At 60.5% G+C, this 25,333-nt stretch carries 25 protein-coding genes and 2 tRNA genes; 2 read left to right on the top strand and 25 right to left on the bottom strand.

Annotation, left to right across the window (positions count from 1 at the left end; all coding sequences use genetic code 11):
* Positions 1 to 47 precede the first annotated feature (47 nt).
* The 14 genes from SLW52_RS11635 to SLW52_RS11570 all read right to left on the bottom strand — a co-directional run bounded on the left by SLW52_RS11635 (position 48) and on the right by SLW52_RS11570 (position 12,595).
* Positions 48 to 383 (bottom strand): hypothetical protein, encoded by a 336-nt coding sequence (locus SLW52_RS11635; protein ID WP_267086525.1) that lies wholly within the window; start codon positions 381 to 383, stop codon positions 48 to 50.
* A gap of 120 nt (positions 384 to 503) precedes the next feature.
* Complete coding sequence (locus SLW52_RS11630) at positions 504 to 1,049, bottom strand: DUF4189 domain-containing protein (protein WP_267122886.1); 546 nt, start codon at positions 1,047 to 1,049, stop codon at positions 504 to 506.
* 124 nt (positions 1,050 to 1,173) lie between these two features.
* A complete protein-coding gene (locus SLW52_RS11625) occupies positions 1,174 to 1,662 on the bottom strand; it encodes a DUF4189 domain-containing protein (RefSeq protein WP_320740508.1) in 489 nt (162 codons plus the stop codon).
* 3 nt (positions 1,663 to 1,665) lie between these two features.
* A complete protein-coding gene (locus SLW52_RS11620) occupies positions 1,666 to 2,760 on the bottom strand; it encodes a type IV secretion system protein (protein ID WP_320740509.1) in 1,095 nt (364 codons plus the stop codon).
* A gap of 81 nt (positions 2,761 to 2,841) precedes the next feature.
* Positions 2,842 to 3,618 carry a hypothetical protein gene (locus tag SLW52_RS11615; protein ID WP_267108837.1) on the bottom strand — a complete coding sequence of 259 codons (777 nt, stop codon included), beginning with the start codon at positions 3,616 to 3,618 and terminating at the stop codon, positions 2,842 to 2,844.
* Positions 3,619 to 3,684: 66 nt separating this feature from the next.
* Positions 3,685 to 6,156 carry a VirB4 family type IV secretion/conjugal transfer ATPase gene (locus SLW52_RS11610; protein WP_267116549.1) on the bottom strand — a complete coding sequence of 824 codons (2,472 nt, stop codon included), beginning with the start codon at positions 6,154 to 6,156 and terminating at the stop codon, positions 3,685 to 3,687.
* 172 nt (positions 6,157 to 6,328) lie between these two features.
* Positions 6,329 to 6,640, bottom strand: a complete 312-nt coding sequence (locus SLW52_RS11605; RefSeq protein WP_148829280.1) for a VirB3 family type IV secretion system protein — start codon at positions 6,638 to 6,640, stop codon at positions 6,329 to 6,331.
* Complete coding sequence (locus SLW52_RS11600; RefSeq protein WP_148829281.1) at positions 6,633 to 7,031, bottom strand: TrbC/VirB2 family protein; 399 nt, start codon at positions 7,029 to 7,031, stop codon at positions 6,633 to 6,635. The genes SLW52_RS11605 and SLW52_RS11600 overlap by 8 nt, the downstream gene beginning before the upstream one ends.
* 69 nt (positions 7,032 to 7,100) lie before the next feature.
* Complete coding sequence (locus tag SLW52_RS11595) at positions 7,101 to 7,973, bottom strand: lytic transglycosylase domain-containing protein (protein WP_319019665.1); 873 nt, start codon at positions 7,971 to 7,973, stop codon at positions 7,101 to 7,103.
* Between the two features lie 146 nt (positions 7,974 to 8,119).
* Positions 8,120 to 9,163: a P-type DNA transfer ATPase VirB11 gene (gene virB11, locus SLW52_RS11590; RefSeq protein ID WP_148829282.1), complete on the bottom strand. Its 1,044-nt coding sequence runs from the start codon at positions 9,161 to 9,163 to the stop codon at positions 8,120 to 8,122.
* A 19-nt stretch (positions 9,164 to 9,182) separates the two neighbouring features.
* The gene (locus tag SLW52_RS11585) at positions 9,183 to 10,361 is read right to left on the bottom strand and encodes a TrbI/VirB10 family protein (RefSeq protein WP_320740510.1); all 1,179 of its coding nucleotides are present in this window, start codon (positions 10,359 to 10,361) and stop codon (positions 9,183 to 9,185) included.
* Positions 10,358 to 11,119 (bottom strand): TrbG/VirB9 family P-type conjugative transfer protein, encoded by a 762-nt coding sequence (locus SLW52_RS11580; protein WP_017911235.1) that lies wholly within the window; start codon positions 11,117 to 11,119, stop codon positions 10,358 to 10,360. The genes SLW52_RS11585 and SLW52_RS11580 overlap by 4 nt, the downstream gene beginning before the upstream one ends.
* The gene (locus tag SLW52_RS11575) at positions 11,116 to 12,111 is read right to left on the bottom strand and encodes a VirB8/TrbF family protein (protein WP_320740511.1); all 996 of its coding nucleotides are present in this window, start codon (positions 12,109 to 12,111) and stop codon (positions 11,116 to 11,118) included. Before SLW52_RS11575 ends, SLW52_RS11580 begins: the two co-directional genes overlap by 4 nt.
* A 61-nt stretch (positions 12,112 to 12,172) precedes the next feature.
* Positions 12,173 to 12,595, bottom strand: coding sequence for a hypothetical protein (locus SLW52_RS11570; protein ID WP_320740512.1), 423 nt, complete (start codon positions 12,593 to 12,595; stop codon positions 12,173 to 12,175).
* 77 nt (positions 12,596 to 12,672) lie between these two features.
* Between SLW52_RS11570 and SLW52_RS11565 the strand changes: the two genes are divergently transcribed.
* Positions 12,673 to 12,810 (top strand): hypothetical protein, encoded by a 138-nt coding sequence (locus tag SLW52_RS11565; protein ID WP_320740513.1) that lies wholly within the window; start codon positions 12,673 to 12,675, stop codon positions 12,808 to 12,810.
* A 191-nt stretch (positions 12,811 to 13,001) separates the two neighbouring features.
* On the opposite strand, the gene SLW52_RS11560 is transcribed toward SLW52_RS11565, so the two are convergent.
* The 4 genes from SLW52_RS11560 to uvrB all read right to left on the bottom strand — a co-directional run bounded on the left by SLW52_RS11560 (position 13,002) and on the right by uvrB (position 17,543).
* Positions 13,002 to 14,675, bottom strand: a complete 1,674-nt coding sequence (locus SLW52_RS11560) for a type IV secretory system conjugative DNA transfer family protein (RefSeq protein WP_026143628.1) — start codon at positions 14,673 to 14,675, stop codon at positions 13,002 to 13,004.
* Positions 14,676 to 14,929: 254 nt separating this feature from the next.
* Positions 14,930 to 15,187 (bottom strand): hypothetical protein, encoded by a 258-nt coding sequence (locus SLW52_RS11555; protein ID WP_152235963.1) that lies wholly within the window; start codon positions 15,185 to 15,187, stop codon positions 14,930 to 14,932.
* A gap of 152 nt (positions 15,188 to 15,339) precedes the next feature.
* Positions 15,340 to 15,414, bottom strand: a tRNA-Val gene (locus tag SLW52_RS11550).
* Between the two features lie 98 nt (positions 15,415 to 15,512).
* On the bottom strand, positions 15,513 to 17,543 hold the full coding sequence (gene uvrB, locus SLW52_RS11545; protein ID WP_017916129.1) for an excinuclease ABC subunit UvrB: 2,031 nt from the start codon (positions 17,541 to 17,543) through the stop codon (positions 15,513 to 15,515).
* 33 nt (positions 17,544 to 17,576) lie between these two features.
* On the opposite strand from uvrB, the gene SLW52_RS11540 reads away from it, so the two are divergent.
* Positions 17,577 to 18,227 (top strand): Tfp pilus assembly protein FimT/FimU, encoded by a 651-nt coding sequence (locus tag SLW52_RS11540; protein ID WP_320740514.1) that lies wholly within the window; start codon positions 17,577 to 17,579, stop codon positions 18,225 to 18,227.
* A 44-nt stretch (positions 18,228 to 18,271) separates the two neighbouring features.
* On the opposite strand, the gene SLW52_RS11535 is transcribed toward SLW52_RS11540, so the two are convergent.
* The 7 genes from SLW52_RS11535 to SLW52_RS11505 all read right to left on the bottom strand — a co-directional run bounded on the left by SLW52_RS11535 (position 18,272) and on the right by SLW52_RS11505 (position 25,135).
* Positions 18,272 to 18,348: transfer RNA gene (locus SLW52_RS11535), tRNA-Asn, on the bottom strand.
* Between the two features lie 89 nt (positions 18,349 to 18,437).
* Positions 18,438 to 18,857: a type IV pilin protein gene (locus SLW52_RS11530; protein ID WP_150409467.1), complete on the bottom strand. Its 420-nt coding sequence runs from the start codon at positions 18,855 to 18,857 to the stop codon at positions 18,438 to 18,440.
* Positions 18,857 to 22,585 carry a pilus assembly protein gene (locus SLW52_RS11525; RefSeq protein WP_320740515.1) on the bottom strand — a complete coding sequence of 1,243 codons (3,729 nt, stop codon included), beginning with the start codon at positions 22,583 to 22,585 and terminating at the stop codon, positions 18,857 to 18,859. Before SLW52_RS11525 ends, SLW52_RS11530 begins: the two co-directional genes overlap by 1 nt.
* 10 nt (positions 22,586 to 22,595) lie before the next feature.
* Positions 22,596 to 23,177 (bottom strand): PilX N-terminal domain-containing pilus assembly protein, encoded by a 582-nt coding sequence (locus SLW52_RS11520; RefSeq protein WP_017907234.1) that lies wholly within the window; start codon positions 23,175 to 23,177, stop codon positions 22,596 to 22,598.
* A complete protein-coding gene (locus SLW52_RS11515) occupies positions 23,174 to 24,142 on the bottom strand; it encodes a PilW family protein (protein ID WP_152235959.1) in 969 nt (322 codons plus the stop codon). The genes SLW52_RS11520 and SLW52_RS11515 overlap by 4 nt, the downstream gene beginning before the upstream one ends.
* A complete protein-coding gene (pilV, locus tag SLW52_RS11510; protein WP_152235958.1) occupies positions 24,139 to 24,615 on the bottom strand; it encodes a type IV pilus modification protein PilV in 477 nt (158 codons plus the stop codon). The genes SLW52_RS11515 and pilV overlap by 4 nt, the downstream gene beginning before the upstream one ends.
* Positions 24,616 to 24,640: 25 nt before the next feature.
* Positions 24,641 to 25,135, bottom strand: coding sequence for a GspH/FimT family pseudopilin (locus SLW52_RS11505; protein WP_017911245.1), 495 nt, complete (start codon positions 25,133 to 25,135; stop codon positions 24,641 to 24,643).
* Positions 25,136 to 25,333: the final 198 nt, after the last annotated feature.

Raw genomic sequence — 25,333 nt, 5'->3', positions numbered from 1 at the left:
CAATTCGGTTCAGCCGAGCAAAAACAGCTCAGCACGCATGCCCTCGCTCAGTGTTCCGTTGGCGACATATTTGCAGGCTTCTTCCCCGTCCAGCCACCGGACTTCAACGCCAGCGGACAGACGCGCTGATACTGCCCGAGCGAATCGTAGTCTTGCGGCGTCCAAGGCTTTCCGTACGGATTGATGGGCTGACAATAAGGCATCGTCATGTAGGCTCCCGTGGTATAGGGAGGCAGCGGCACCCAACACTTGCCCGGGTCCTTCTGGCCCTCAGTACAAAACACGAACGGATCGTCGTTCCGATAGCGAAGATGTTCCTGGGGCGATTGAGCCATCGCACTCCAGGCTACCAAGCAAAGCAAAAATAGCGACATTTTCTTCATCGACTTAATCTCCCCTTCGGCCTCCAACGTACGCAAACCTGCCAACGATCGGATAGCAACCGCCTACCAAAAACTAATAAATATTTAAATGACCCCCACCGAAATCATGCCAAATAAATTTCAGTACTTTCTAAAGACAGGGTCCGTGCACTCGTTTACCTTAATTTTGCATTGATGCCCGCCAGTCTCTTTTTCACAATCAGCGACAGCCAATTTCACAGCTTCATCAATACTCTTTCCTGTACGAAAAAAGCCACCAGCGCTACCCACTGGGTAAGCGAGAGCAACGCACTGATTGTAGTAGACGAAGTTAACTTTGCATTGACTCGCTCCAGTCGCCCTACAATTCTGGAGAGCGGCATTTTCAGCATCTGCCTTGGATAACTGAGCTGAACTCACTCCACCTTCCCCGTTTGGGGCGCTGGCAATTCCACCCCATGTTTTGATCCATTCGCCTGTAGCACGAGCCGATGAAGAGCTTTCTTCGTCGGGGAGACACTGGGCGCTTCCCGCTTGCGCGCCAACCGGACAACGTGTTTGGGCATACAGAGTTGCTGGAAGAGAAGCTCCAACAAAAAAAGCAACAAGGCTGCGCATCGAAATACCACACATTTCGACCCTATGAGGCCTGGAAACATCAATTTCAAAATCGACGATTTTTCTCATGCCCCCGCCCACCCTGTCGCGATCCGAATAGCCCGCACCACCTAGTCGCCATCTGTTGGTTACCCTACTAAGCTGGAAGCGTCTAACGCACAGCCAAAAGCTTTCTTGCCATCACAACCAGGCATTAAAATTTCCTGAAGAATGGCTCAGTGCAGTCGGAAAATTTCACTTCACACTGCCGCCCTCCTCTCTGCTGGCAATCAGCAGATGCAGCACTTTTTGCTATAGACTCGTTCTTCGCCTTGGAAATTGATAGTCCTATCTTATCGGGCGAACCGACAACCGCCACGCATTGATTAAAATAAGTCGAATCAATATGACAGTCGGGAGCACCGGTAGCTTGACATCTACCTAAAGCATCACTAACGGCATCATCCTTGGAGAATTTCCCTTTGGATGTCCATGCTCCATGTGCCGTATTTGAACTGACTAGTGCACCCCAAGTTTTGATCCATTCACCAGTAGGGCGTGGAGGCGCTTCACCCGCATCATCTGGAAGACATTGTGCACTCCCAGCCTGCACACCCACTGGGCACCGGGTTTGGCCGTACGCCCCCAAAGAAACAAAACAAAGCAAAAAACACAATACAAATAAAAATATCTTTTTATTCATAATTTAGCCATTATTCCCGTAAGCACCACGACTCCCAGGGGCTGCAACCTGACTCTGCCCCTCTGCGCCGCGATTCAAATTCGAATAATTATTTTGGACCTGAGTATTGGCGTGATCGGTTGTAGTTTGCGTGGCGCTAGAAGGCGCTTGCGGGGTATAAGGCCGGCCACTGGCGGGATCTCGCCCGATCTGCCCGAACGCCGAATAGGCACTGAACTGGCCCAAGGTACCTTGGAAGAACGAAGCCGCCATCGGTGGTGCAGTGATGATCAACGTGCTCAGTACCAAGCCGATCCCACCCTGCTGCAAGGACATACTGGTCACGCCCTCGCTTGAGCCATTCGACGCTGCCCAAGCCGCGATGAACCCCGATGCTACAGCCGTGGTCACCTTTGTCGAAAGCGCAACGGTGAACGTCAGCACAGACAAAGAGAACACAGTTCCGATCCCGTACAAGAGCCACCTCTGAAACAAGGACTTCGTGGCATCGAATAGCAGACACAGGATGAACAACGGCCCAAAACCGACGAACAGCGCCATCGCCAACTTGTTCAACAAGAGCAACGACCCACCGACGATCGCCGGGCCCGCCATGCCGATGCCAGTGAACATGCGCGCCCGATCCTTCTCGCTCTGGCGCTCCGAATTGCCGGCCGTATTGATCTGGTCGATGACCGTCATGCCCACCTGCATGAGCGCCAGGTTCTTGTCGATTTCCTTGTAGGGACTCTGCGAACTGCCTGAGACCGTCTTCACGATGGCGCTGCTCAATCCATCGGTGAGACGCCAATAGAGGCTATTCGTGTCGCCCTCTCCTGAAGGGTTGCTCGCGGACACAAAGCTCATGGCAGCGCCGACGATCAGCGCCGAACGCAGCGAGGTCACCACCAGATCCATCGCGAACTCGCGCGACTGGCCGGTGGCCACACGGTAGCCCTTGTAGAGCACCCACAGTGTCAGCGCGCTCATCGCCGTCACGGAGACCCACCAGGACATGCGCAGCAGCAGCGACCATTGGAAGTAGTCGATTTCGTCGCGCAGGAAGTCGTTGATGCGGGTGAATACTAAATAATTCCCCAAATCCGTTAAGAAATTCATAAACACTCCATCGCGCGGGCGCCCGCATCGCAAAACATCATTGCCACAAACCGACCCTTTAGAAACTGAAAGAGATTCAGGTTAATCGTCGATACTCAACCTATGAATCTTGCCGTCCGACTTGATCGCCTGCAGCGCGCCTAGCACTACCGCACCGCCAACCGCCTTGCTCGCGATATCGCCAAGACCGCTCCACCCCGGAAACAAGCCACCACCACCGGTATCCGTAGCCGATGGCGCCGTCTGGCCGGTCATGGCCGCCTTGGCTCCGGCCGACTGCACTTCGGTCAGGAACGCGAGCCGCTTCTCGTAGGCGAACATGGCCGACTCGGTCTGCTGGCGATCGATATCCATCAACGTCTTGAGCGCAATCAGCTTGTTGGTGTTGTCTTCCAGCAAGCCAACCTGCTCGGGCTTGATGTTCTGACGTTCTTTTTCGATATCCCGCAAGCGCTGCAAGCGCTTCTCGGTGATGTCGTACATAGCCACCATGTAGTTGTACTGCGAATTGCGCGTGCGCTGAATGAGCTCACACGTCTTTTGCTGCTCGCTTGAAACGGGCGTGCTGGATGTCGTGCTGGCACAGGTCGAAACGCCGTAATTGTCGTCGACCTTCTGCAGCTTCTCCTTTGGCTTGTCGACCTCTTCGCCGCTGGGCTTCTCCCCGGTGCTCTTGCCGATGAGACCGGACTTGTAGATCTCATCGAGCTTGTCGTGGAGTTTTTCGGTGTTTTTCCCGTTCTCGTCGATTTGCTTGTTGTCGACCACTTCCCATTGCGCAAACGCGGTTGCCGGCAGCAAGAAGGCAAGCAAGGCAACCCCGCCAGCAATGCGAATACGAGTGAAAGCTTTCGTCATCTTGTTCATAAATACCTCAACACAGATCTTGTAGAAAAACCGCCATGCGTGATTTGGGCGAACCGGTCAGGTGATCGCTGCCGCCCCGCGATTATCCGAAGACACCGATCTCGCCGGACCCGATTTTCCGGAACCCTTGCGCCTTGCATAGAACTCGTTCAACCACTGTTCGGGCGTCAGATCGTCCGGCGCGACGCCGTGTTCCTTGGCCTTGCGCTCCAGCACCTGGTGCATGATTTCGATATTGTCGGTCGACGCCGAGATGACCGACAGCGCATCGTCCATGCCGCGCAGATTGAGCTGGCACACCGACGATCCATGGCCCTGCTTGACCAGGAAGCAGCGCGAGCGCTCGTCCAGGCTGACCACGACCTGGTACTCGGCCTCGGTGAGCTTGAGGCCGTCCATGTAGTCTTCCTTGCTGGCATTGGGATTGGGCAGCAGGATCATCGTCGCGGTCTGTTCGACCAGCGCCGCGGAAATGTCGCTAGCGAGCGCATCCTCCGGGCTCTGGGTGGCGAAGATACCCAGGCCGTTCTGTTTACGGATGGTCTTCTGCTTGTTCTTGGCGAATTCCTTCAGGCCGCCCTTGCCGTCGAGGATCTTCCAGAACTCGTCCATCACGTAGATGAGCGGCCGGCCGTCGATCAGGGCTTCCAGCCGATGCAGCAGATAGTTGATGACCGGAACCCGCACTTCCGGATTGTCGATGACGTCGGTGTAGTCGAAGCCGATGATGCTGGCCTTCTCAAGGTCGATCGTATCGACCGGATTGTCGAACACCCAGCCGTGCGAGTTGCCGGCGGTCCACTTGCGCATGCGCGCGTACAGGCCGTCGTCGCCCATGTTGGGCAGGCTCTTGCGGAAGTTGGTCATGCTGCGCAGATGCATGGGCGTGTCGAGCATGCCCTCTACGCCGCGGAAGATGTCCTCCTCCTCGCGCGAGGTGTACTCGATCTTGCCGGCCAGGACCTTGATCAGGTCGGCCAGGAACTGCACGTTCGCCTCGGTGCGCTCGCACTGGAACGGGTTGAAGCCGGTGGGCTTGCCGTTCTCCAGCGCCAGGTAATTGCCGCCGCAGGCGCGCACGAAGATCTCGGCGCCGCGATCCTTGTCGAAGAAGAAGATGGTCGGGATCGGATCGAACTTCTGCACCTGGCTGAGCAGGAAGTTGATCAACGCGGTCTTACCGGTACCCGACTTGCCGATCACCATGGTATTGGCGATCGCCTTCTCGCCGAGCGAGTTCTCCGCCGGATGCGTGGCGTGGAAATTGAAGTAATACGGCTGGCCGTTGGTGGTCTGCAAGGTGGTGACGCATTCGCCCCACGGGTTGTTGTCGCGCTTGCCCTGGGCGAAGTTGTGCAGCGGCGAAAGGCCAAGGAAGTTCAACGAACTGACATTGGCCAGACGCGTGCGATAGCGCCAGTTGCCGGGCAGCTGAGCGTAGAAGGAAGAAGCGACCGCCAGATCCTCCTTGGTCGAGACGAAGCCGGCGTTGGACAGCTCGGCGCGCGTGGTCGCCACCTGCTGCGCGAGCTTTTCCTGCGTCTCGGCGTAAACGGCGATGGTGAAGTGATACTCGCCCAACACGAAATTGCCCGACGACAGCTGATCCATCGCCAGGTCGAGCTCATGGATCTGGCTGACCGCCTTGTCGCCCGAGGACACCATCATGCCCTTGGTGCGATCAAGCACCTTCAGCGCGTCGTGCCGACCCATCGGGCTGAAGGAGTGGGTCACGACATACTCGAAGTCGAGATACTTCAGGCCATTGAGGATGCCGGGATAGGTGCCGTCGGTGTATTCCTTGATGTTCAGAATGGCACCGAAATGATTGACGCCCTCCGGGGTCTTGATCACGAAGTCGCCAGTCTTGTTGGCGAACATATGCTTGCTGACCGGCAGGTAGGCGGGCACCGGCGCCTGCAGCACCGGCACCGGCTCGTCGATGCGATTGATCAAATAGCCGAAGAACTCCAGCGCCTCGGAGAACACCACGCCATTGCTGGCTTCGTACATGCTCAGCCGGTAGGGCGAGTAATCCTTGAGCACGGCTTCGACGTTGCCTGCAAGTTCAAGGACCTTGGCGATCGCCTGGTCCTGTTCTGACTGCAACTGGGAAATGTTCGACGACTTATCCATGAGACGCTTACCGGTCACTACCGGGCGATACATCATGGTCATGTACAGCTCGTTCTGCATGATCTTCTGCGAGGACAATGTCCCGTAGTACTGATCAGACAAGGCCTGGTTGAACGCCTGTTTGAACTTGCTGCCGTTCTTGATGCGACGGCGGCGGCGCACATCGTGCACCCAGAACGCCACATTGGCGAAATCCGGAGCGCGCAGCGTCTGCAGCATGCGGTTGAACGTGTTGTGCCGGTGTTCGATCTCCCACTCTTCGCGGCCCACGAACGGCAGCCCGCCCAGGTGCCAGACCAGCATGAAATCTCCTCCCGTCGTCTTCAGCACGGACGGCGCCACATGAGTGGAGATGGAGATGAACTCGCTGATGGAAGTATCCGGGATGAACATAATGAAGTGACTCAGAATCCGTTTCGTCTTGCCAAGGCCCGGCGCACATGCACCGGGAACCGCCGATCTCGCTCACACCAGCATTGCCGGCGAGTCGACACGAAAAACCGAACAACCCCATGCACGACACAGGCGTCGTGCATGGGGTCGAGACCCGATGCCGGCTTCCAAGCTAGCGCTTGGCGCCCGGCACCTCTTTCCTGTACTCATTCGGCGAGAACACCCACATGCCGGAATAGCGCTGCAGGTTGCGCACGCGCATCCGCATCATCCAGCGCAACCCGAGCATGCGGAAGATCATCTCGTCCCGCTTGGTCATCTGCTGCATGATGAAGACGATGACCGGAATGAGCAGCAGCAGCCACATATCGAAATAGATACCCATCAGGAAGCCGCCACCCGCGCCGATGAAGAACGGGATGTACGGCACCCCGAAAAACATCGCCGGCCGGGTGCAGCCCCGGAAAAGTACGTTCTTATGCATAGTGCAGAACGTGCTGGATCATGTCGATCGCCGCAGTGGCCGTGCACTGCTTCTGGCCGGTGTCGCCGATCAGCATCTTGGCCAACTGGCCGGCCGCGCCGATCAGCACGCCACCCAGCAGCACCGGCGCCACTTCGGCAACGCGCTTGTGTGCGAACGCGATCTGGTAACCGGCGAACACGACCGCGATCGTCACCACCACGATGGATGCCATGTTCAGGATGTTGTTGGTCTTGCCGAGGAAGCCACACACCTTGGTGTCGACATCTGCATACTCCTGCGCCATCGCAAAGTTGGACGCGAGCAATGCGACGACAAACACTGCCGCCTTCAACGCCGCCGTACCAACAACCTTGGCGTTCGACTTCACTTGATCGTTATTGAACTTCATGAGTAACTCCTTGACTGGAAAACAGGGGGTGATCAAAAGCCATTTGCATGGCCGTGCTACTGCATCTGGCTAGAATACGAAGGCCCCGTCGCCCGATGTCGGCGGCGGCGTACTTGCGCCAGGAACGGCCGCTCCCGCCACCGCCTGAGGCGCGTGCGCGGGAGGTTGCGGAGCTGGAGTCGCTCCGCCACCTGCAGGAACCGCCACTCCTTTGCCGGCGCCTGTCGGTCGTATGATGTAGAGATCGGAATCTGCAGCCGCCGCCTGCGCCGATGCGGCAACCATAGCACCCGCTATTGGCTGCACCGGCGCCGGAATGGCAGCCTGGGAACGTACTGATGATTGAGCTTGCGTCGCAAGATCGCTGGCGAGTCGATTGGCCGCCGCGTCGATGCGCCGCGACACGATCGAGTCGACTTCGCGCACCGCCGCGGCCCTCACCGAGTCGTTGACCACACGACGCACGCTTCCGGCCGGGATCACCGGGATCGCACCAGCGGTGGACGCGGCGAGCGCCCTGCCCTGGTTGATCGACGCGTAGACCTTCTGCACGTAACCGTGGCGGTACCCGGTCTCGAAGTTTCCGGAGTAGTAACAGCTGAACGACTTGCCCCAGTTACCGCCGGAGCGGCTATAGCACTCGGCCAGGATCTTCGAGGCGGCCTGCAGATTGGGACAGGTCTTGAATGCTTTTTCGTAGGTATCCAGGCCGTACTTGATCAGGTTGTAGCGATTGACCTGCCCCAGGCCCAGGGAGAAGTTGTAACCCTTCTCTTCCAGCATCCGCGCCGTGGCCACCGCTTCGGACAGGTTCTGCGGCTGGCGCACCAGGCGACCACCGACCACACCGATCGCAAACGGATTGTGCGACGACTCGACGCGCACAACGTGCTGCATGACTTCAGCCGGAACCGCCATTTCGGGACAGCTGAGTAGTTCCATGCCTGGCAACATGCCGTGGTTACTCCCTATGCATCGGCGTCGTGGCAAATCGCCCAGAACGCCGCAGATGTCGCAAATCAATCGTGTTGGAAGAAAAATTCAAAGTCAATCGGCGCTGTTTCGCCCTATCACCTTAATGAACATATTCATCCCCCACCCGACTGCATGCGTTCCGGATCGAAATCGATACCGGTGATATAGCGCCGGCCCGCGTGCGATTTGATGTGGACAACGATGTCGATGGTCATCATCAACAACCGCTTGATGACGGCGAACTCCAGGCCCGACCCTTCGGCCGACGCCTTGACCATGAGCGCCAACTGATCCCAGGTCTGCCCGATGCTGCCAGCATGGCAGCTGGTGATGGAACCGGGATGACCGGAGGCGCAGTTGCGGATGAAGTAGAACGACTCGTCGCCGCGCAACTCCGCAAGGATGATGCGGTCGGGCTTCATGCGCAGGCACGCTTCCATGCAGCTCTTCGCGGTGACGTTGCTCGAGCTTTGTCCGCCTTTCGAGTAGAGCAAATGCACGGAATTGGGCTGGCTGATGAAGAGCTCGCGCGCGTCCTCGATCGTCACCAGCCGCTCTTCGTGCGGGATGTGATTCACCAGCGACTTCATGAAGGTGGTCTTGCCGCTACCGGTGGCCCCGGCAACCACCACATTCTTCTTGAACAGCACCGCTTTCTTGAAGAACTCGGCGTAATCGCGCTGCCGCCGGAGCTCGAGAAGCTCACGATCCTGCTCGCTCAGACCCGACTGCACCTCCAGGATCTCCTGGAAGAAGCCGTCTTCCTTGTACTGCTCCAGGGTCTTGGTGTGCTTTGACGGCAGGCGGATGGTGATCGACACCTTGCCGGCGTCGCAGGCCGGCGGGATCACGAACTGCGCGCGCTGCCCGGTGGGAAAGGTCAACGACACCACCGGATCGGCATCGGTGATGCGCTGGCCGGTATTGCTCTCGTTGACCACCGCTGTACAGAACTGCCGCGCGCGGTCGAACGTCAGCGACGGGATGTCCATCCGCTGCCAGCCACGCAGGGTCTCCAGGTACAGCTCGCCGGGACGGTTGATGCAGATTTCCGTCACTTCCGGCGAGTTGAGGTAATCCAGGATGCCCAGCACCGAATACTGGTAATCCAGGAAATCCGTGGAGATCTGCGCGGTCGGAGAGTCGTCGAACGTCACGTCGCTGTCTCGATCTCGGTCAACGCGGCAGCACAGCCGTGAAGTCGACGTCCTTGGCGACGTAGACGTTCACGATGGTGCCCTGGTTGATGGTCACGGTGGCGGGACGGCGGCGATCCAGGGCCTGGTCGGCCAGACGCTGGATGGACTGCGCCGTGTTGCTCTCGTACGGCTGCTGGGTGACCACACCGGAATTGATGCCGGTGGTCGTGGTCTTCGGGCCATGCTCGGCCGCCGCCCACTTGAAGGCATCGCTGAGCAAGCTGATCATCAGCGCGGACGAGATGCGGCTCGCCCAATGCGCACTGTATTGGCCCGGATGGCCGGCGCTGCCGAGGTTGTCGACGCCGGGTCCGACCAGGGTCACATCGATGCCGGTGGGGGTGGTGATGCGGTCCCACACCACCTGCATGCGCGGGCCGTTCGGTTCAGCGGAGCCGTACTGGCCGAGGATCTTCGATCCCTTCGGCAGCAAGAGGCGACGGCCGTTGATGGAGTACACCGGCTCGGTGATGATGCAGGAGGTGAAACCCGGGAAATCGGTGATGATGCGGGTCTCCAGCACGCAACGGATATAGGTGCCGCGCACCAGCAGACCGTCCGGGTTGGCGATCGGCTTGGCGGACGTCACCTGGTCCTGCTGCTGCAAGCCTCCCTGCTCCTGACCCTGCGGCATGCCGATACCCTGCCCGCCCATGCCTGCTTCCTGCTGCATGCCGGCCATGCGCCGCTCCAGGAGGGACGGCCCGCGGTCCTGCCGAGACGACGACTGCACCATGGGGTCATTGTCAGTGGGCATCGGTGGCAGCGGCGGAAGGCTCGGCTGCTCAGCCAGCTGTACCGGCTCAGCCGGCTGCACCGGCGGCGGCGGTGCCGTCTGCGGCAGCGCAGGCGCCACTACCGCTTCCTGGCGCGGCTTCGGCGCCGGCTCAGGCGTGCTGCTGCCGCTCACCAGCCAGAAGATCGCCAGGATCAACAGCGCGGCGATGCCGCCCAGGAACACCAGCGCCTTGCGATTGAGCTTCTTCAGATCGCTGGAGCGGAGCACCGGCTCATTGGCGTCCAGATCCGGGTCAGCGGTCTGCTGCTGGCGAGCGAAATAGGGATTCTCGCGCGGCGCATCGTCCGCATGCGGGGAACGCGGCTGACCGTGGTCGTTGCCGTAGTTTTCGTCAGACGGGGGTAGATTCGAGTTCACTTTTGCTTGTTCCTACGCAAGCCGACAACATTCTTGCCGTGGCGGATGACCAGGAAGGGATAGGTCCCATGGACAATCAGGGTGTTGCCCTCGACTGTCGTATTGACCAGGAAATCCTCATCGCTCTCCTTCTCGCGACCGAACACGGCCGGGAAGTTGCCAGTGGGGAAACGCGTCAGATCCATTTTGATGTAGGTGAACTTGCCATCGTCGTAGACGCTGCTCGGCACGATCCACATTTGCTTGGAGCGCGTGGAATAGTCGTAGTCGAAGTAGTAATGACGATCCTTGGTCAAGCGCGTGTCGAGTTGCGACTCGTCCTTCACCTCGTCGCTGGCTGCGGCAAAGCTGGTGTCCTTCGGATAGGTGAAGGTCACCTTGTACTGCACGCCGGCCTGCTTGGCCTGCTCCAGCCGCTGCCAATCCGTCGCTACCACCTTCAATTCGAGGATGTAGGAGTGGGTGGCGGTGCGGATCATCATGTTGGTATCGACGTCGACGTTCTTCGGCTTCAGGTAGAAGACGTTCTCGCGACGGCTGAGTTCCCAGCCACTGGTGAAACCGGTGCTGTAATCGAGGATCTTCTCGTTCGGGCTCAGTTCGATCTGGGTGGTGATGCCCAGGCCGGTACGCACCTGATAGATCTTGTCAGGCTCGTACTCGTACTGCTGGACCACCTGGGCCGACGCGATCGGCGCGAACAGGCCCAGAGCCAGCAACGCAAGATGCGCCGAACCGGTTTTCGTCAGGAAACTCATCGAACGTTCGCTCCATTACCGTTGTGCTGAGGTGCAACGTTGGGTGCAGGGGGCGCCGTAGCCGGCTGCCCCCCTGGATAGACAGGCGGGCTCGCCGGGTTGGGCATCGGCGCCTGCTGCGGGAACGGCATGGAGCCGTTCGCGTCCGGCGCCATCGGCTGCCCTGGTACCTGCTGCTGCCCCGGTACCTGCTGCTGCACCGTCATCGGCTGCTGAGCCGCACCAGTTGCAGGTGCCTGCACGGCGGCCGACGGAGGAACCGGCATGGCCGAATAATCGTTGTCGACCCGGTAATCGGTTACCTGGAAGCCGAGCGGATTCTGCACGCGCAGGTTTTCTTCCATCGCAAGATTGTTGTTGTAGCGGAAGCCAAGAATGGCGAACTTGTTGTCCAGAAACGTGGACTGGCCGTTCTTCTTGTCGTAAACACTGCGCTGGAAGCGAACATTGGCACCAGTGTAGGGTTTTCCGCCCCCACCCAGCAGGTTGATGCTCAAGATCTTCACCCGAATGGCTCGAGCCTTACCGTAAGTGTTATATGGCGAGGTCGGATTACCTACATTCAAATTGTAGTACTCGGCGCCCACCGCCGTGGACTTTGGCGCCATCGAGAACACCGTATCCCAGTCGTTGAGTCCCATCATCTCGAAATCATAGGACTCTCTGGCGGTGATGAACCTTGCCACATTGCTTCTGGCCAACGCCTCGCTCGTCGTGACGCTGTGCATATCGCCGATGTCACGCAGCACCGACACCGTCGAATTGCCGGTATACGCATCCGCCATCACCAGATACGGCACCTTCTGCTTCAACGGCAGCATGTAGTAGTACCCGCCGCCGAGCAGCAGGCACATGATGATCGCGCCGAACGCGACCCACCACGCACGGCGCTCGCTGCGGCGAGCCAGATCAGCAATGCTGATTTCGTAGTTGACCGCCTTCGCTACCGCTTTGTTGACGTTTTCGCTTTCGACCGGCTTTTTACCGAACATCAGACTTCACCAGGTTTCGTAATGTGGCTGTCGGCGCGCAACGTGCGCACCGGCGGTGACGTCACTTCGCGCTGCCGCTGGTCGCCGGCGTACCGCTCAGCGACGACGACGGCTGCACCAGGATGCGATTGCCCGCCGCGGTCACGCTCAACCCTTCCTGCGCATAGACCACGCTCAGCTCGGCGACCGCCTGCTGGATGCTGGTGGTGTTGATCTTGGCGACCGGGGCATACAGCGTGTAATCGGACTGGATGCCGTAGGACAGTTGCATGTTCGAATCCTTGGCCCAGCGCTCGAGCATCGTCTTGAGCGTGCCGTCCATCGGGATCGCCTGATACACGTACGACGAGTACAGCGGGATCTCCATGGTCGACTCGGAGAAACGGTTGACCGGCTTCCACTTGCCACGGAAATCGGGTGCCGGCCTGGTTGCACAGGCACTCAACAGCGCGACGGCACTTAACGTAGCGATCAGCCGAAACATATGCGTTCTTTTCACGCGAGCCTCTGAATTGCGGAAACGTATAGAGAGCGGGCGGCGCGCAGGCGGCCCACTGCTGGATGGCGAAGTTCGACGCGACGGCACGACATGCGCGTCGCGGCAAGGAAGGCGCCGAGAACGGCGCGGGCACGGATCTGCTGCAGACAACCGGACGTATCCGAGGCCGCGCGATCAGCGCCGAAGAAAACGGAATTTGACAGCAAACCTTCCATGTCACCCCTTACGTGCGCCGTTCGGCCCACGCCCCTGTTCCTGTTTCTGTTTCTGTTACCAACGCACCGCCATACTCGCGAGAATGTGCCGCAGGGGCATGCCCACGTCAAGCATTTGGCAAAAAAACGTTCAAATGATAAATACGCCCAAAAAATAGGTGTTTTTCGTCACACTTTCATATCGAGAGTGTCGGAATATCGACTTTGGGACGCAGCCGCGCGGTGAAGTAGCGATCCTTGTAGTACTTGATCTTGTCGCACTTCACCGGATGCGGAATGCCCTCGTACAAGAACACCTCTTGATCGTTGCCCATCGCCTTCAACTCTTGCGGCAGCATCAGCGCCCGCTTCTCCTCCGACACGCTTCGGGTCACATCCTTGCCGCGGGTGACGTTCTTCTTGCGGAAGGTGGTGTAGCCGAGCATCTCGGAGTAGTCGTTGGCATCCTGCTGCTCGCGCGGAGCGTAGAGAATCTGCAGTGCATGATTCGTGATGATGGTCCGCGAGATGTCCTTGCCATAGGTGGCATCGAGCTGCGCCATGCTCTGGATGATCGGCAGAAGGCGGACATTGTAGCCAGCCATATATGACACTGCCGAGGCGATGATGTCGACCTTGCCGATCGCGGTGAACTCGTCCATCAGCAGCAGGCACTGATACTTCAGCGCCGGATTGCTCTTGGGCAGTTCCTTGGTGTTGAGGTTGATGATCTGGCTGAAGAACAGGTTGATGATCAGGCGGCTCTCGGCCAGCTTGTTGGGCTGGATGCCGATGTAGATGGTCATCTTCTTCTTGCGCAGGTCGGTCAGCAGGAAGTCGTTGTCGCTGGTGGCCGCATCCAGCACCGGGTTGATCCAGGCGTTGAGCGGCTCCTTGAGCGTGCCCATGATCGAGGCGAAGGTCTCGTCCGCCTGCGACAGCAGGTTGGAGAACGCCGACTTGGCATTGCCGCTGAGGAAGCGCCGCTCCGACAGCGACTTAAGGTACTTCTTCAGGTCGGTGCCGTCGCCGGACGACAGGCGGTAGATCGCGCCCAGCGTCGGCGTGCCGAGACCGCCGGGGAAGCCGATGTTGCGCTCGTCGTCCCAGTTCTCGAACAGGTAGAGCGAGAACGCCATGAACGCATTGCGTGCCTGACTGACCCAGAACTTCTGGTCGTCGGAGCCATCCGGATACAACATGGCGGCGATGCTCATCAGGTCCGAGACGCGGAACGCCGGATCGTCGGAGACATAGCTGAGCGGATTCCAGCGATGGGTGCGACGATCCTCGGCGAACGGATTGAACAGGAACACCTCCTGGCCCTGGCTGGCGCGCCAGCCGCTGGTCAGATCGAAGTTCTCCTGCTTGATGTCCAGGACGACCACCGATTCCTGGTACTCCAGCAGGTTCGGAATGACCACGCCGACGCCCTTGCCCGACCGGGTCGGGGCCGCCAGGATCACGAACTGCTGGCCACTGAGGCGCACCAGCTTGCCGCGGAACTTGCCGACCACGATGCCGTCGCCGCTGGTCTTGAACAGCCCATGCTTGGACAGGTCGGCCGCGCCGGCGAAGCGCGCGTCGCCATGCAGGCTGCGCTTGGGCGGCCTGAACATCAGCACCAGGATCAGCAGGGCCACCAGACCGGGCAAGCCGAAGCCGAGGTAGCCGGCCCATTTGATCTTGCCGACGTACGGAGCCACCTCCGGCAAGCCGATGGCATGAACGTACTGGTAGTAGGTGCCTAGCCCGAACATCCGCGTGTCCAGCTTCAGCAGCAGCAGGACCAGGTAGCCGGACAGGAAATAGCCGCAGACGGCCGTGAGCACGACGACGAGCGCCGCCGCAACGAGTTTACGATTCGACAAGCCCTATCCTCCCTGATCCATCCTGGCCGACATTCTAGAGCGAGTTCCGCGCTTTGAGAGGAGTTGCGTCGGTGGTGTGCGCGTCGGGGGGACCTGCAAGCACGGCATCGACCGGAAACGGCGCTTGGCCAGGGAGGTCGGCCCGTCACAAGCGCCAGGCCCCAGATGGCGCCTGCGCAATGCCCGGGACTCCGGCACGTCCTGCCCGGCGAGTACTGCTGGTGGGCTTGCGACCGCCCAGACGTGCAGACGCGCTAGCGACGCTGCCGCGTGCTCGGCTTGTTCCGCGAGGGCTTCTTTTCCGCGCTGACCGCGTCCCGATCGCGCTCGATCAGGGTGTCCAGGAAGACACGCGCCTCGTCCCACGACATGTCGTGCGGATCCACCCGCGCACCGCCGTCGGTGGTGACCGTATAGCCCACCACGTTGGCCGGGCTGTAGTCCGGCTCCCGGGTCAACGCCACGAGCTGGTAGCGTCCTTTGACTTGCACCGTATGATGGTATTCCACCATGCGCCTGGCCTCCTCGCCTGATCGTCCGCTCGGATGCTAAAGCAAGCCCGGCCGCGCGGCCAGCGTCCGAGCGCACCCGGTGGCGTGAGCGCAGACACAAAAAAGCCGGCGTCTGCCGGCTTTGTCGTTTCCACGTTCGCTTTTTCGCGTCGTGGTGGGCGGTACAGGGTTCGAACCTGTGACCCCTACCATGTCAAGGTAGTGCTCTACCGCTGAGCTAACCGCCCTTCTCTGCCGCGGCGCACCGCTGCAGGGGCGCGAATCTTAGCCCACCTGGCGGACAAGAACAATACCCACCTTCCGATCAGGCACCGCTGCGGCCCGCCTAGCCGACCAGACTGGCATCGCGCAGCTTCTTGATCTGGTCGCGCACCCGCGCCGCATCCTCGAACTCCAGGTCGCGCGCGTGCTGGTACATCTCCTGCTCCAGCGCCTTGAGCCGTGCGGCGATCTCCGCTGGCGCCAGCGCCCGGTAGTCGGCCGGCTCTTCCGCGACCCGGCGCGCCTTGCCCTTGCCTTTGCCCTTGCCCGACTTGGCCTCGGTCGCGTCCTCGCGCGCGCCCTCCAGGATGTCCACGATCGGGCGCGCCACCGACTTCGGGACGATCCCGTGTTCCAGGTTGTACTCCACCTGCTTCTCGCGGCGGCGCCCGGTTTCGTCGATCGCGGCCTGCATCGAACGCGTCATCTTGTCCGCGTAGAGGATGGCCTTGCCGCGCAGGTTGCGCGCGGCACGGCCGATGGTCTGGATCAACGAGCCGGTGGAGCGCAGGAAGCCTTCCTTGTCGGCATCGAGGATCGCGACCAAAGAGACCTCCGGCATGTCCAGGCCCTCGCGCAGCAGGTTGATGCCGACCAGCACGTCGAACTTGCCCAGGCGCAGGTCGCGGATGATCTCCACGCGCTCCACCGTGTCGATGTCCGAGTGCAGGTAGCGCACCTTCACCCCGTGCTCGCCGAGGTACTCGGTGAGGTTCTCGGCCATGCGCTTGGTCAGCGTGGTGACCAGGACGCGGTCGCCATCGGCTACGCGCAGGTTGATCTCCGACAGCAGATCATCGACCTGGGTCGCCACCGGCCGGATCTCCACTTCCGGATCGATCAGCCCGGTCGGGCGCACCACCAGTTCGGTGATCTCGCCGGCCGACTCGCGCAACTCGTAGGGCCCCGGCGTGGCCGAGACGTAGATACTGCGCGGCGAGCGCGCCTCCCATTCCTCGAAGCGCAGCGGCCGGTTGTCCAGTGCCGATGGCAGGCGGAAGCCGAACTCCACCAGGGTCTCCTTGCGCGAGCGGTCGCCTTTGTACATCGCGCCGATCTGCGGCACGGTGACGTGCGACTCGTCCACCACCAACAAGGCGTCCGGCGGCAGGTAGTCGAACAGGGTCGGCGGCGGTTCGCCCGGCGCCTTGCCGGTCAGATGCCGCGAGTAGTTCTCGATGCCGTTGCAGAAGCCGACCTCGGCCATCATTTCCAGGTCGAACTGGGTACGCTGCGCCAGCCGCTGCGCCTCGACCAGCTTGTTCTGCGCATACAGCTGTTCGAGCCGATCCTTCAGCTCCAGCTTGATCGTGTCCACCGCGCTGAGCGTGCGCTCGCGGGTGGTGGCGTAGTGGGTCTTGGGGTAGATCGTGTAGCGCTGCAGCTTGCGCAGTGTCTCGCCTGTCAGCGGATCGAACAGGGTCAGCTGCTCCACGTCGCCGTCGAACAGTTCGATGCGCAAGGCCTCGCTGTCGGATTCGGCCGGGAACACATCGATGACCTCGCCGCGTACGCGGAAACTGCCGCGGTGCAATTCGTACTCGTTGCGGGTGTACTGCAGGTCGGTCAGGTGGCGGATCAACTGGCGCTGCTCCACGTGCTCGCCGATCGACAGGATCAGCCGCAGCGACAGGTAGTCCTCCGGCGCACCCAAGCCGTAGATCGCCGAGACCGTCGCCACCACCAGCGCATCGCGCCGCGACAGCAGGGTCTTGGTCGCGGCCAGGCGCATCTGCTCGATGTGCTCGTTGATCGAACTGTCCTTCTCGATGAAGGTGTCCGAGGACGGCACGTAGGCCTCGGGCTGGTAGTAGTCGTAGTAGCTGACAAAGTACTCGACCGCGTTGTTGGGGAAGAACGCCTTGAATTCGCCGTACAACTGCGCCGCCAGCGTCTTGTTCGGCGCCATCACCAGGGTCGGCTTCTGGATCGCCTGGACCACGTTGGCGATGGTGTAGGTCTTGCCCGACCCGGTCACGCCGAGCAGGGTCTGCTTGGCCAGGCCGGCCTCGAAGCCGGCCACCAGCTTCTCGATCGCCTGCGGCTGGTCGCCGGCCGGCGAATACGGCGATACGAGTTGGAAACGGTCGGACATGCACAAGCCTCAAGGTGAAGAGCGAGGCCGACAGTGTCGGCCGACCCCGCGCCGGGGAGATTTCCTACATGGGAACGCACAACCCCCTCATTCAAGCCCTGCCGCCCGGCCGCGAGACTGGCGACCTCGCACCGGGAGACGACGGACATGCGGAACGCTGCAGCCAAAGGCTACACATTGCTCGAGGCCATGATCGTGATGGCGGTGATCTGTCTGCTCGCCGGCATCGGCCTGCCGGCGTTCCGGGAACTGCTGGCGAACCAGCGATTGACGGCGGCCACGCACCAGCTGAGCGCGCACTTCGCCCTGGCACGCAGCAGCGCGATCAGCTTCGGCGTCCCGGTCAGCGCCTGCCCGTCCAACGGGGAAGGCGGCTGCCGCAGCGACAGCGACTGGAGCCACGGCTGGCTGGTGTTCCGCGATCCGGAACGGCAAGGCCAGCCGATCGCGCCAGACAGGATCCTCAGTGAAGGCAGCGCACCGGGCGCCGGCGAGCTGGTCATGCGCTCCAACCAAGGCCGCCCCTCGGTCCGCTTCCTGCCCGATGGGCGCAGCGCCGGCAGCAACCTGACCGTCAACATCTGCGAGCGGGGCCGGTTACGCGCAGCGGTGGTGGTGAACAACACCGGACGCATCCGCACGCGAAAAGCGACCGAACCGATGCCCTGCCGGACGCCGGACTGACGCACAAAAGCAAAGGCCGCGATCGCTCGCGGCCTTTGCGGATTTGGCGCCCGAAGTTGGACTCGAACCAACGACCCCCTGATTAACAGTCAAGTGCTCTAACCGGCTGAGCTATTCGGGCGGGGAGGCGCATTGTATAGAGGCCTCATGCCGACCGCAAGGGGTGAACCCGTGCTTTCCTGACTGCAACTGCGCCCTACCGGCCCAGCTTCACCAGCAGGTGCCCTCGCCCGCGCCGGTAGACGTCGTACGCGTCCCCTTCTGATCGATGCTGAGCGCGCCGCACTGGGTGTCGTTGGCCAACTGCGGACCGGTCGGCGTCGCCGTCAACTTGAACGTGTTGGCATTCGGCGTACCTGTGAAATCGACGTTGTAGAACTGCACGGCATCGCTTCCGCACTGAGGCTTGGGAACACCCTCATACGTCAGCTTGGTGGTGTAGTAGCGCTCGATGAGCTGCGCCCCTTGCTGCAAGCACACGGACGCCGCCGAGCGACGGGCCTTGACCACGTGCGACTGATAGCTGGCGAACGCGATCGCCGCCAGAACACCCACGATCGCGACCACGATCATCAGTTCGATCAGGGTGAAGCCGTGCTGCCGGCGGGACGGAAAGGAAGAAAGTCGCATCAATTGTTCCTCAGAAGTTCGCGCCAGGACACGCGCTTCATGCTGAGCGCGCTGCTGTTGGTACCGAGCGTGGTCGTACTCGCGTTATCCAACGCGATCTGCATCTGGTTGCCGATGAAGATCGGACTGTTGGGGCTGCTGTTCAGGCCGATGCCGGACACGGGTGTGCCATTGAGTGTATCGCCGGTGCTGGATCCGCCGCTGCCGTCCAGGTCGAAGAAGGATTGCGACAGCCGGCCGCCGGTGAACGGGTTGATCGCCATCACGAAGCCCTTGCCGCTGGGGCTGCACACATCGCCCGAATCCGGAATACGCGTGGTCCCGATCAGCGCCGTGCCCTGGAAGAAGTTGGACACCACCATGCGCTCGCCCTGCGGCGTGCCGGGAGGCGACAGCAGGTCCATGTACCAGCCATCCTGCCCGGCGTTGGGCTTGTCCTCGATCACGCGCACGGCAAAGCCGTTGACGGTGCCTTCCTGCAGGATGTTGACCTTGTTCAGGGTGGAACGATTGGAGGGGATGGTGCTGCCGCGGTCGATCAGGCCATACCAACTCTGCACGTCCTTGTTGCCCAGATCGCCGCTGGACAGGTACTTGCCGGTCCCGAAGAACACCCAGGTCAGGCCCGTCGCCGGATCCTTCGCCGCCGTGGGTGCAGCGGTGATCGGTTGCGCCTTGGACGCATAGTTGGCGGAGAACAGCTGGCGCACCGTCCCGGTCGCGCCGGACATGTCGAACCGCCAGACATTCCCGTTGAGATCGCCAGCGTACAGACGATCGACGATGAAATCGTTGTTGGACGACCAGGCCAGGACACCGGACAGGCCATTGTTGCCGCTCGACCCCGTCTGGATACGGCTGGACGCACCGGTGATGGCATTCACCAGGATGAGATCGGCCGAATCGCCGCTGCTGTTAGGACCATTGCCGAGCATCGCGTACCACTGGCCGTTGGCGAGCTGCCCGATGATCGGCTTGCCGAGATTGTTGCCCAGTCCGACGAGATCGGTGGCCGTGGAGGTTTTGTCCCACAGCAGAGTGATGTTGTTGGGATCGGTGACATCCAGCGCGAACATGCCCTTTCCGCCCCGCCCCATGGTGCCGATCAGCACCGAGCGCCAGCTGCCCCCGGAGTAGACGTCCGACACGGTGAGTTCGCCATCCACGTAATAGCGGTGCTCGTAGTTCGGATCGGTGTAGTTGAGCAGTCCGGTCATCGCTGCTCTCGGCACGAAGGCGAACTTCTCAGCACCACTGCTGGCATCGAACCCATGCAGCATGCCGTCATTGGCACCGACATAGATCATCGGCGCGCGCGTGGACTTGGCCGCAGCGAAGGAGGCATAAGCGCTGGCGCCGTTGAACGTCGCCGTCGTGTACAGCCGTGGGTTGGGTGCTCCCACATAGACCGGCTGCGAGTTGACGATGTCGCCAAGGATGCCGCTACGGGTACGCAGGACGCCACCGTTGGCCTTCTCCTGCGAGCGATCGCCACGCAGATAGTCGATCTGGTTTTGCGTGGCCGAGGACAACGGCGTATTGCCCAGTTTGCCGTAGACGAAGTCGTCCAGATTTCCGGCCGAGTTAGCGAACTTGATCGTCCGGGCATTCCAGGTCGGGAACTGTGCGGTCGCGCTCCACGCCTGCGTCAGCGCGCCGGTGGTCTGGTTGACGTCGTACGCCACCACATCGCCACGCCAGGTACCGCTGTAGAACACCGACTGGTAGGTGCGCGCTCCGGCTTCCAGCTTGGTGGTGTTGCTGGCGAGAGATGCTGCAGACCCCCTCATCTCATCCAGGATGCGCTCAAAAGCCTTGCGCAAACTTGCGACCATCTTTGTAGCCTCATTCGCTACGTAGAAATTGTCTGCGCGCTGAAAACTTGTGCTTGCACCTACATACTCATTGCTTGTCCACCAAGAACCCAATGCCAGGGGTGTTTCATTCGTATCAGAATCATATCCAGCGGGCACGGCGAAGCCACCATATTTACCGGCAAGCCAATACTGGTTTGTTAGCTTAGTCTTATACCCCCCACCTTCGACCACATCGACCCAATGCGTCGAAATTGTTTGACTGCCCTTCAAATCAGGACGCAAATCCTTGGTGTGCGCATGATAAGCAAGCGCCGCGATATAACCAGAGTTCCCCAAGCCGACATTATTAAATCCTTTTTCTACGGAGCGACTTAATGCAACATCGTCCGACTCACCTTCCATTTTCAGAATACGAGTCAACAACTTCACCACATCCACGGTGCTGTCAGCCTGAATTTCCGGTGGCATCGCAGGTTCGTTGTCTCGACTAGTTTTACCATAACCCTGATTGCCGGGAAGATTTTTATCATTATGCGTATTCGTATCACCAATACCCAAGATCACATTTGTTTGACACCAGTACGAAATTGGGTCGAGCCCCTTTTCGTTCCACTTTGTGATGACGGGAAATGCATCAGCCTGCTGATATCGCACATTAGCGTCACTACTCGTGAATGCTGAATACGCAGGCACGTCCCCCTGCTTCTTGAAATACCTCAAGGCTGCGTAATAGAGTTCACTTACGTCGTCATTACTTTTAATATTCTTGCCAGTATTCATTTGGCCAAACTTATTCAGGTAATTGATCACCCCGCTATTCTGAATTGACCTATTACCACCCACCAGCAAACTTGTCGCATCAGCGTCTGCTTTGTCAGGATTTACTGCGAGCACCCCCGTCGAAGGATCCCACTCAGAGTTCGGATTAGCAGCAACCCCTTGCTCCGGCGCATAAGTCTTTGGTCCGACGAATTTTTGCCGGGACCGCAATATGCCGGTATCGACGTCATTCCCGTCGATATTAAGATATCCAAAAATGCTATACTTTATTCGCCGAGAATACTGTTGGATAAGTCCCTCAGGCTTGTACCCCTGGGAATATGCAACACAATTATCTTCAAGGCCAGCGGCGTTATCACAAACCTTAACCCTTATACTGACGGCGAAAATAGCATTATTATCCCTCAGAGTGCATAAGCCAAGTATATTCTTCTCCAAGCAGCCGCCATCCAGCGTATGCACGGCAGGATTGTAGTCATATACTGGAGTGGACACATTCTTGAGATCAAGATTGTTGCTTATCCACATCTGACTCCCTAATCCATCAACCCGAATCCTGAGGACGCCCCATTTGGAAGCTATCCCACCCTTGATAGCATTCGCATTAGATACAGTGCGACGAGGAAAATCGCCTTGGTCAGGTCTATCACCAATTGCTTTCTCAAGAATAGTTGTCGTTGGCGTATCCACGACCCGATAGCCACCCGTCATAGCTGAACGGAATGGATCGATAGTTTGGGTGGCAGCCCAATTCAGGAAATTACCCGACCAATAACCATCCACATTGCACTGATAATTAGCATCAGGCTTTGCGACCGAATTATTTACAGGATAAAAGTAGCGATTAGCCTCAATTTTGTCATAATTATACTTATAACATTTCCCTGAGTCGAAGTACCCCACATACTTTGGACCGATAGCGAAATCCCCCAGATTCGCCACACTGATCGCGGTTGGATATTCCACTGACGCAACGATAGCGAGGTTACCAGGCACGTCACTACCCACATACAGCGGCGACTGCGAGACATCCACATCCGCACCGGCGCCGCCGACGGTACCGATGAATAGACCGGCCACCACGGCAAGGAGCCAGTCCCGGTACGTCGTCTTCTTCGCTCGACTGGTCATAGTGGGATCCTTACTTGACGGTGACGTTGGTCTGCAGCACGACGATGGCCCGGCCATTGGACGCGGCCGGGTTGCCGCTGCGCGCGATGACGCGGTAGTAGTGCTCCAGCGAGGTGCCGCCGGTGCCGCCGTATTGGTTCTGATTGATGCTCGACCCCAGGCCCAGCTGATCCTCGCTGGTGCGCTGGCCCAGATACTGGATGTAGTACTGGGCCGGCACGGCCTGGCCCGTCGGCGTCACCGTGCCGTCCACCCAGCACTCCTGGGTGCCCAGCGCACAGCCGCTGGAGGCATTGCCGGTATACGTGTTGCTGGGAACGGCAGGGCATACGGTGCCGGGGACCTTCACGCAGTTGAAGCCGACGGTGTTGCCCTTGCCAGCCTCTGTCTGAATCAGCTTCTCCGCATCGCGCAATGCGCCTTCGGCGGCCTGGAACCCCAGGCTGCGGTCGTACATGTTGGAGGACATGCGCTCCTGCAGCAGCGTGCCGCGCAAGACGGCGAGCCCCAGCAGGGTCATCACCAGCAACAGCAACAGGACGACGATGAGCGAAATGCCGGACTGCCGGCGGGGCGATGGCGACGTGTTCACGGGTTCCGGTTCCTGATGCTCACGATCGTGCTGAATGTCCGCGTCACCGGCTGCTTGTTGGCGCCGGCCGACGTATCGGCGCTGACGGTCATGTCGATCTTCACCGCGATCACGTTGGCCCAGTTGCCCACGCCGCTGGCATCGGCATAGGCGGTGCCGCCGGTGGACAGATACTTGAACTGCAGGCCGGTGACGCCATCGGCGATTTCGTTCTTCTGGCTCGTGCCGCCCGGCAAGGCCACTTCCTGATACAAGGAGGTGCCGCCCGTTCCTCCGCTGCTGGCCGCGACATACCAGCGCACCGCCCGCACTTCGGTCAGGATGGAGTTGATCTCGTAGGTGTAATTGTTCGAGCCGGCGACGCACACGCCCGGCAGGCGTCCGAGCCGTGTGCAGGTATTGAGGCCGCCGCTCGCGTAACTGGCCGTGGTGCCGGAAACGCTGTTCACCTGCAGCACGGCCAGTTGCTGGCGATCGCACAGCAGCATGATCGCGTTGCTGTGCAGGTCCGGTGCTGCCGCGTTGAGCGTCAGCGTCTGGTTCGCCGGGTTGTGCGCGGTCACGGTGGCGCCGCCGGTACCCGCGGAGAGGATCTGGATCGCGTCGGTCCCTGCCGTGACGGTGAGACCGGACGGGTTGCTGTTTTTGTAGCCCGTCAGCGGCAGCGCCCAATTCATCCACCAGCTCGCCGTGGGATTGTTCAGCACGTTCGCGACCGGCAATCCGGAATCGCAAGGATTGCCGCCGGCCTCGCGGATATCCTGCGCCATCATCTCGAAACCGGTCCGGGCCGACTCCTGGAGCCGGCTGAGGCCCTCGGTCGCCGCATAGGTCTGGCGGTTGGAGAGAAAGATGCCGATCGCCGCACCGACCACCAGCAGGCCGAGCAGCATCGAGATCATCAGCTCGATCAGGTTGAAGCCGGATTGGCGCCGTGGCAGCGCCCGCGCGATCAGTGTGTTCACAGTTGGGCCGTCGTGCTCAGGGTCTGGGTCGCGCTGCCGCTGGTGTTGCCGCCAGCACTGGAGTTCACGCCGCGGCTGTCGTCCCATTGCACGGTGATCGTGCAATTGCCGTCGTTGCAGGCGATGGAGCCGCACGTGGTGGCCGGGTCGCCCCCGATCGCCGCCTTCAACCCGCTGAGCCAGACCGCCTTGTCGTTCGCCACCAGGTCGCCCGCCGCCGGCGCCGTGCAGAGCATGCTGCCGGTGTTGTAGGCCCCCAGCATCGCCGCGCTGCGGTTGGCCCGCATCGCATCGAGGATGGTGTAGGTCTGCATGACGATCTGGCTGCGCTGCAGCGCGCTCTGGTTGTTGCGTAGCGCCGTGGTCTGCATCGCCGCCACGCCCAGCATCCCCACCCCCAGGATCAGCACCGAGATCATCACCTCGATGAGGGTGACGCCCGCCATGTGTCTGCCGTTCTCGAACCGCTTCATGGTGTCTCCGCTTGCCGGAACCGGCTCAGCCGGTGGTGGTGCAGCTGCCGCCGTCGGATGTCGATGTGACCTGGGCGCGGCTGCCGCCCATCAGTTTGACGCTCCGGACATTGTTGGATGGGTTGGTAACCGCCATGCAGACGACGATGCCTCCTGTCACCGGCGTACCGCTGCTGTTGCGCGCGATGCCGTCCGCTCCGAAGGTCAGCTTGTCGCCCATCGCATCCAGGGTCGTACTGGTGACGACCAGGCCAGTGCGCAGGGTCGTGCTGCGCAGCACGGTGCCGTCGCGGGCCACGGTCAGGTAGCGGGTCCAGTTGCCGCCGCTGGCGCAGGTCGCACCGTCGTCGCTGCGGCACAGGCTGACGCCACCGTTCAGGCGCACCGCCTCCGAGCGCGTCAACTGCACCGCGGCGATCAGTTCGTTGGCGGCGCCGGTCAAGCGGTTGCTGCGAATCAGACCGGTGAAACTGGGCACCGCCAGCGCCATGATGATCGCCAGCACCGCCACGGTGACCATCAATTCCACCAGCGTGAAACCACGCTGCGTCCGTTCGGCAAGGCCACGCGCGCAAGGAACAGCCATATCCTTCCCCAGATTCTCCCGCCGGCCACGCTAGCGGCCGGACCGCGACCGCGCCAGCCGTTGCCGACGGATGGCGGATATGGGGGAGTGGACGGACCGTGCGCGACAGGGCGCCAGCCGGCATGATGCATC

This window comes from Xanthomonas sp. LF02-5 (assembly GCF_034105325.1).
Classification (GTDB): Bacteria; Pseudomonadota; Gammaproteobacteria; order Xanthomonadales; family Xanthomonadaceae; genus Xanthomonas_A; species Xanthomonas_A sontii.
This window is presented reverse-complemented; position numbering and strand designations above follow the sequence as displayed.